This window comes from Acidovorax sp. SRB_14 (genome assembly GCF_012932145.1).
In the GTDB taxonomy this organism is placed as follows: Bacteria; Pseudomonadota; Gammaproteobacteria; order Burkholderiales; family Burkholderiaceae_C; genus Simplicispira.
In genome coordinates, this window is the sequence record NZ_MWOK01000019.1 from 50,005 (window position 1) to 56,285 (window position 6,281).

Consider the following 6,281-nt stretch of genomic DNA (forward strand, 5'->3'; position numbering starts at 1 on the left):
GCCAATTTTATTCAAATTCATCGGCGCATGAACTTTGCAGACCGGCACAAGCAGCCTCCCTCCGCCGTGCCTGCCTGCCTCACTTCAACCACTTGTCGGCCGCCTGCTTGAGCGCGCCGCGGCTGTCCACCTGGCCCCAGACGAACCCCATCACACGGGTGTAGTCGGCGTCGTCCTTGGGCAGCATGAAGCCCAGGTAGCTTTGGGGCGTGAGCGGTGCGTCCATGAAGGCGGAGTGCAGGCGCGGGTCGGCCTTGCTGTAGACCAGCGCTTCGTAGGTTTCGGTGATCATCACGTCGCCCTTGCCTTCGGCGATCAGCGCGGGGATCTCGGCGTTCTTGTCGTGCGTGCTGACCTGCGCGGCCTTGAGGTTTTCCAGCACATAGGCCTCGTTGGTGCCACCGGGGTTCTTGATGACGCGCACGCTGGCCTTGTTGAGGTCTTGCGGCGCGTTGAATTGGGCCTTGTCGGCGGAGCGCACCAGCGCCACCTTGCCGAAGGGCGCGTAGCCCGGGAGCATTTCGATCTGGCGGATGCGCGCGACGTTGCGGGTGATGCCGCCCACGGCCACGTCGAATTTGTCGGCCTGGATGTCCTTCATGAGGTTGGGCCACGAGGTTTGCACGTACTCGATCTTCACGCCCAGTTCCTTGGCCATGGCCTCGATCACGTCGATGTCGTGGCCCGAGAAGCCGCCATCCGTCTTGATGGCGAACGGCCGGTAGTCGCCCGACGTCCCCACGCGGATGACCTTGGTCTCCATGATCTTGTCGAGCCGGGGGCCGGCCTGCGCGGCCTGGCTGAAGGACAAGCTGGCGACCAGGGCTGCTGCGGCCCAGGCGAATGTTTTCTTTGTGATCATTTCAAAGCGCTCCAGGATGGGGTGGGGGAAGCGGCCTGGGGGCGGAGCGGTTTGCACCGTCCCCCAGGCCGCACGAAAAGAATACCCGAGCCCCCTGCATTCACCTGCCGCGCAGGCGCCAGCGGCCGGCGTGCCCACGGTCGGGCCCCCCGGTGCCATCCATTGGGGCGTACCATGGCAGCGGGCCCGCTGGCCCCTGTTTTTCCCGAAAGGAAGCCCGCCATGAACTCCCCCGCCTCCCTTGTCGACGAACTGATGGCCCACCTTCAGGGCGCTCCGCTGCAGCAGATGGCGCAGCAACTGGGCACCAGCCCCGAGCAGACGCAGAACGCGGTGGGCACAGCCCTGCCGCTGCTGTTGGGCACGCTGGGGCGCAATGCGGCCCAGCCCCAGGGTGCGATGGATCTGTTTGGCGCCTTGCAGCGCGACCACGCGAACAGTCCTGACCTGGGCGGGCTGCTGGGCTCCCTGCTGGGCGGTGGCGGCGCCGCGCCGGAAAGTCCCCAGACGGATGGCGCGGGCATCCTGGGCCATATTTTTGGCGGCAACCGGCAGCGTGCCGAGGAAAGCCTGGGCCAGGCCACCGGGCTGGGCGCGGGCGCCGGAAAATTGCTGCAGCTTCTGGCGCCGGTCGTGATGGCGTTCCTCGCCAAGCGCATGACCACGGGCGGCATGGACGCCGGCAGCCTGAGCGAGACCCTGGGCCAGGAGCGTGCGCGCGCGCAGCAACAGGGCGGCCTGGGCGGCGGTCTGCTGGGCAGCCTGCTCGACCAGGACGGCGACGGCCACGTGGGGCTGAGCGACCTGCTGAAAATGGGCGGTGGGCTGCTGGGCGGAAAGCGCTGAAGAAGCGCAGCGCCGCGCCAGCGCTCGGCTTCTAAAGAGAGCGTGGCGCGGAGACTTCCGACGGGTGCCGGCGCAGCCGCTCCGCTAATCACATTTGATAGCTGCCAGCGCTTTCCCAGAAAGCGTTTGCGGCCCATTTGACTCTTATTTCTCTCCATGAACTTTGCCGACCGGCTGACACAGCTTCCCTCCGCCCGCCACCTCGCGGCCCTGCAACTGCTCGGCGCCGACGGCCAAGTGCTTGCCACCATTGAGAACCAACCGGGCAAGACCGGTTCGATGGTGGTCTATGCCGCGCTGGCTACCTTGTACGCCGGCACGATCACGCCCGCGGCCGCGCGCCTGGGGCTGGAGTGGTATGCCGAGCAGGTGGCGGACGCGAAGGCCTTTCCGGGCAAGCACCCCAACATCGACCGTCTGCTGGCCTGGGCCGAGGGCACCGAGAGCTACCGCGTCCGGCCGATCGCCGCGTGAGGGAAGCGGCGGCGGATTTGTGTTTTCGACCGCGGTGGGCGAACACGCCACGGCCGATTCGTCGTACAAAGGCGAACGGTTTTTCGCCTTCCCACTGAAAGGAGACAGTCCATGACCGCCACCACCGGCACCGTCACCCTGCACCGCGTGCTGCGCGCGCCGCCCGAGCGCATCTACCGCGCGTTTCTCGACCCCGACGCCATGGCCAAGTGGCTGCCGCCGCACGGCTTCACGGGGCGGGTGCTGCACCTGGATGCGCGCGTGGGTGGCAGCTACCGCATGCAGTTCACCAATTTCAGCAGCGGCCAGACCCAGGCATTCGGTGGCGAGTACGTGGAACTGGTGCCGGGCGAGCGCATCGTGCACACCGACCGCTTCGACGACCCGAACCTGCCCGGCGAGATGCGCACCACGCTCACGCTCCGCGCCGTGCTGGTGGGCACCGAAGTCACGGTGCTGCAGCAGGGCATCCCCGCCATGATCCCGACCGAGGCGTGCTACCTGGGCTGGCAGGAGTCGCTGCATCTGCTGACGCAGCTGGTCGAGGCCCAGGTGCCGGGCTGAGGCGGCGCAACGCCGAACCTTCCGCTGTTTTCGCCGCTCTCTTCACCACCATGCCGACACCTTCTTTTCCGATCACCCCCACCATGCCGCGCCTGGGCCTAGGCACCTGGGGCATGGGCGAATCGCCGGCGCGCCGGCGCTCGGAAGTGGCGGCGGTGCGCGCGGCCATCGGCATGGGCTACCGGCTGATCGACACGGCCGAGATGTACGGCGAAGGCGGGGCCGAAGAGGTGGTGGGCGAGGCCCTGGCGCAGGCGCTGCGCGCGTCGGAGGTGGCGCGCGACCAGATGTACGTCGTCAGCAAGGTCTACCCGCACAACGCCAGCCGCGCCGGCACGCTGGCCGCCTGCGAGCGCAGCCTGCGCCGGCTGGGGCTCGACCACGTCGACCTGTACCTGCTGCACTGGCGCGGGCAGGTGCCGCTGGCGGAAACCTGCGCGGCCCTGCAGACGCTGGTGGCGCAGGGGCGCATTGGCCGCTGGGGCGTGAGCAACTTCGACACCGGCGACCTGCAGGAGCTGTTGGCGCTGCCCGACGGCCCGCACTGCGCGGCCAACCAGGTCTATTACTCGCTGAGCGAGCGCGGCGCGGCCTTCACCCTGCTGCCCTGGCAGCGCGCACACGGCGTGCCGCTGATGGCCTACAGCCCCATCGACCAGGGCGCACTGGCGCAAAGCGGCGCCCTGCAGGCCCTGGCCGGGCGCCTGGGCGCCACGCCGGCGCAGGTCGCGCTGGCCTGGCTGCTGGCGCAGCCCGGCGTCGTCGCCATTCCGAAAGCCGTGCACGAGGCCCACCAGCGCGAGAATCTGGCCGCCGCCGACCTTGCCCTGTCGGCAGACGACCTGGCCGAGCTGGACCGCCTGTTTCCGCCCCCGGCGCGCAAGGCGCCGCTGGCCATGCTCTGAGCACGCGCGCGGCCGGTGCACACTGTGGGGGCGGCGAGCCCGCAGCCACTCCGGCCCCCCGCACCGGCCCACGCCACCGTTCGCGCCTTCCAGCCACCCACCCAGGACCCCGCCATGAGAAAACTCCGCGTCACCCTTGAACTTGAAATGTCCGTTCCCGACGACTGGGAGCTGGTCGAAACCTCGGAGGGCATGCCGGTGCTGAGCCTGCCCAATGGCACTTTTCTGGACATGGCGATGGAGCCGCTGTTCGCCAGCAACCCCGAAGAGACCTGGTCCAGCACGGACGACGACACGCTGCTCAACGACATTCTGGACATGGTCGAGAGCGAAGCGGTGACCTACGAATTCGTCCGGCACTGACGCCTGCGCGGGCGCCCGGCCATGGGCGCGCCGCGCCCGTTCAAAGCCAGCGCCGCACCTGCGCGCAGTACGCGGTGTAGGCCGCGCCAAAGCGCGCCGCCAGCGCCCGTTCTTCGGGCCGGATCTGAAAGCGCGTGATGAAGGCGCCAAACGCCAGCGGCCCGAGCAGCGCCCAGGGCGAGGCCAGATACAGCGCGAGGCCCAGCAGCATCAGCGCCAGCCCCAGGTACATCGGGTTGCGCGTGATGCGGTAGACGCCGGTGGTCACCACCGCAGTGGCTTTGTCCGGTGTCAGCGGGTTGACGGTGGTTCGGGCCTTGCGGAAGGCCAGCAGGCCGGCCAGGTCAAAGCATGCGCCCACGCCGGCCAGTGCCAGCGCGGCGCCCACGCGCACACTGGGCGGCAGCGCCAGCACCGGCGGCAGCCAGACCGAGGCAGCCACCATGGCGCCGACCGCCGCGGCGGCGACCAGGGGCGGAGGAATCTTGAGTTCAAGCGGGGACATAGACACCTGCAACAGTGGAGGAGACACGCCGGGTTGTACACCGGGCCCGGCATTGCCCGCGCGGCGCTGGCCCCGGTCGTCCCGAGCGCGGCCGCCCTACAGCTGCGAATGCAGCACCGAGGCCAGCCGCTCGGCCAGCTTTTCTTTCCAGGGGCGGTTCAGCCAGTCCTCGTAGGTGACGGCACGCGAGCGCTTGAGGTCGTCCTCGAACACAGCGGTCTGCCGCACCGCAAAGGCCGGGTCGTAGACGTTCAGGTTGGCCTCGTCGTTGAGGCGAAACGAGCGGTTGTCGAAGTTGGTCGAGCCCACCGACACCATGCGCTGGTCGACGATCATCACCTTGCAGTGGTACATGGTCGGCTGGTACGTGTAGATCTTCGCGCCGGCCTGCAGCAGCGGCCCCCAGGTGGCGCGCGAGGCGGCCTTCACGGTCTCGGTGTCGGTGTGCTCGCCGGGCGTGATGATGCGCAGGCGCACGCCGCGCTGGAGCGCATCGGCCAGCAGCTTGCGCGTCAGGTCGTCGGGCACAAAGTAGGCGGCCGAGAGGTCGATGCTGCGCTCGGCCGCCGTGATGGACAGGTGGTACATCAGCTGCATGCTCTCGCTGCCGCTGGCCGGCGAGCTCGAGAACATCTGCGCGCGCTGCCCGCCCTGCGGCGCGAGCGCCGGAAAGTACGCGAGGCCGTGCATCACGCGCCCCGTGGCCTTGAGCCAGTTGTCGAGGAAGGTCGCCTGCATCTGCGCCACCACCGGCCCCTTGACCTGAAAGTGCGTGTCGCGCCAGTGGTCGGGGTCTTGCGCGTGGCCCGTCCACTCCGGCGCAATGCCGACGCCGCCAGTGAAGCCGATGGCGCCGTCCACCACCAGCAGCTTGCGGTGCGTGCGGTTGTTCAGCCGCGCCAGGTCGTACCACGACGGCTTGTGGAATTTTTCGATCTCGACGCCCGCGTCTTCCATCTCGGTGAGAAAGCTTTTTTCGATCTTCGCGCTGCCCACCCAGTCCAGCAGCACATGCACGCGCACGCCGGCGCGGGCGCGCTCGCTCAGCGCGTCGGCGAACTGCCTGCCGATGTCGCCCGACCAGTAGATGTAGGTTTCGAACGTGATGCTGTGGCGCGCGCCGCGGATGGCCGCGAGCATGGGCGGAAAGATCTGGTCGCCGTTGAGCAGCTCGACGACCTCGTTGCCCGCGGCCACGCTGGGCCCGAGCAAAACCCCCATGGCGCGCTCGAACTGCGGGCTGGCCGTGGTGTAGAGCCGGGGGATCTGGTGCTCTATCTTCTTTTCGCCGGCCGTGAAGTTGAGCGCCAGCAAACCCAGCACGCAGGTCACGGCGAACGTGATGGCGATGGCCTTCCAGAAACGAAGTTTTTTCGGCATGCAGCCATTGTCGGGTTGTGCATTCCACACGCCGCGTAGGCGGAAATCGCCAGTCGCGCGGGCGGTGTCGGCCGGGCCGGCAAGCGGTGGCAGACTGGCGGCTGTGTGCAGTGCGCATGGGGCTGGCGCGCCCGCGCCGCCCGGTGCCGCTGCCTTTTCACGCCCCCTTTTCCCTCACTGCTTTGAGCTTGCCATGCATTCCCTGCCGTTCTTTCCAGGCTCCGCGCCGGTCGCCCTCCCCCCCCACGCCACCGCGCCGCGCGATAGCGCCCTGCGCCGCCGCGCCCTGCTGGGCGGCTTGGCCGGATCGGCGCTGCTGGCGCCGTGGTCCATGCAGGCAGCCCGCCCCGCGGCGCGGACCAGGGCGGCCGCCGACGACGGC

At 68.9% G+C, this 6,281-nt stretch carries 9 protein-coding genes; 6 read left to right on the forward strand and 3 right to left on the reverse strand.

Annotation, left to right across the window (positions count from 1 at the left end; genetic code table 11):
• Positions 1-79: 79 nt before the first annotated feature.
• Complete coding sequence (locus B2J86_RS14025) at positions 80-862, reverse strand: transporter substrate-binding domain-containing protein (protein ID WP_173025931.1); 783 nt, start codon at positions 860-862, stop codon at positions 80-82.
• Between the two features lie 222 nt (positions 863-1,084).
• On the opposite strand from B2J86_RS14025, the gene B2J86_RS14030 reads away from it, so the two are divergent.
• From B2J86_RS14030 to B2J86_RS14050, 5 genes are all read left to right on the forward strand, one after another.
• Positions 1,085-1,708 (forward strand): DUF937 domain-containing protein, encoded by a 624-nt coding sequence (locus tag B2J86_RS14030; RefSeq protein WP_173025932.1) that lies wholly within the window; start codon positions 1,085-1,087, stop codon positions 1,706-1,708.
• Positions 1,709-1,864: 156 nt separating this feature from the next.
• On the forward strand, positions 1,865-2,182 hold the full coding sequence (locus tag B2J86_RS14035; protein WP_169170146.1) for a DUF2322 family protein: 318 nt from the start codon (positions 1,865-1,867) through the stop codon (positions 2,180-2,182).
• Between the two features lie 111 nt (positions 2,183-2,293).
• Complete coding sequence (locus tag B2J86_RS14040) at positions 2,294-2,746, forward strand: SRPBCC family protein (RefSeq protein ID WP_169170145.1); 453 nt, start codon at positions 2,294-2,296, stop codon at positions 2,744-2,746.
• A gap of 50 nt (positions 2,747-2,796) precedes the next feature.
• Positions 2,797-3,651 carry an aldo/keto reductase gene (locus B2J86_RS14045; protein ID WP_206041776.1) on the forward strand — a complete coding sequence of 285 codons (855 nt, stop codon included), beginning with the start codon at positions 2,797-2,799 and terminating at the stop codon, positions 3,649-3,651.
• A 114-nt stretch (positions 3,652-3,765) separates the two neighbouring features.
• Positions 3,766-4,014 carry a hypothetical protein gene (locus B2J86_RS14050; protein WP_169170144.1) on the forward strand — a complete coding sequence of 83 codons (249 nt, stop codon included), beginning with the start codon at positions 3,766-3,768 and terminating at the stop codon, positions 4,012-4,014.
• A gap of 40 nt (positions 4,015-4,054) precedes the next feature.
• Here the strand turns inward: B2J86_RS14050 and B2J86_RS14055 are convergent, their stop codons facing one another.
• Positions 4,055-4,519: an isoprenylcysteine carboxylmethyltransferase family protein gene (locus B2J86_RS14055; RefSeq protein ID WP_169170143.1), complete on the reverse strand. Its 465-nt coding sequence runs from the start codon at positions 4,517-4,519 to the stop codon at positions 4,055-4,057.
• 96 nt (positions 4,520-4,615) lie between these two features.
• Complete coding sequence (locus tag B2J86_RS14060; protein ID WP_169170142.1) at positions 4,616-5,899, reverse strand: phosphatidylserine/phosphatidylglycerophosphate/cardiolipin synthase family protein; 1,284 nt, start codon at positions 5,897-5,899, stop codon at positions 4,616-4,618.
• Between the two features lie 193 nt (positions 5,900-6,092).
• Here B2J86_RS14060 and B2J86_RS18010 point away from each other — a divergent pair.
• Positions 6,093-6,281: hypothetical protein (locus B2J86_RS18010; protein ID WP_216842401.1), on the forward strand; the 189-nt coding region annotated here is incomplete at its 3' end.

Excerpts from the sequence above, each read along its gene's own strand:
- B2J86_RS14025 (WP_173025931.1), bottom strand. The coding sequence starts at position 862 with ATGATCACAAAGAAAACATTCGCCTGGGCCGCAGCAGCCCTGGTCGCC.
- B2J86_RS14030 (WP_173025932.1), top strand. The coding sequence starts at position 1,085 with ATGAACTCCCCCGCCTCCCTTGTCGACGAACTGATGGCCCACCTTCAG.
- B2J86_RS14035 (WP_169170146.1), top strand. The coding sequence starts at position 1,865 with ATGAACTTTGCCGACCGGCTGACACAGCTTCCCTCCGCCCGCCACCTC.
- B2J86_RS14040 (WP_169170145.1), top strand. The coding sequence starts at position 2,294 with ATGACCGCCACCACCGGCACCGTCACCCTGCACCGCGTGCTGCGCGCG.
- B2J86_RS14045 (WP_206041776.1), top strand. The coding sequence starts at position 2,797 with ATGCCGACACCTTCTTTTCCGATCACCCCCACCATGCCGCGCCTGGGC.
- B2J86_RS14050 (WP_169170144.1), top strand. The coding sequence starts at position 3,766 with ATGAGAAAACTCCGCGTCACCCTTGAACTTGAAATGTCCGTTCCCGAC.
- B2J86_RS14055 (WP_169170143.1), bottom strand. The coding sequence starts at position 4,519 with ATGTCCCCGCTTGAACTCAAGATTCCTCCGCCCCTGGTCGCCGCCGCG.
- B2J86_RS14060 (WP_169170142.1), bottom strand. The coding sequence starts at position 5,899 with ATGCCGAAAAAACTTCGTTTCTGGAAGGCCATCGCCATCACGTTCGCC.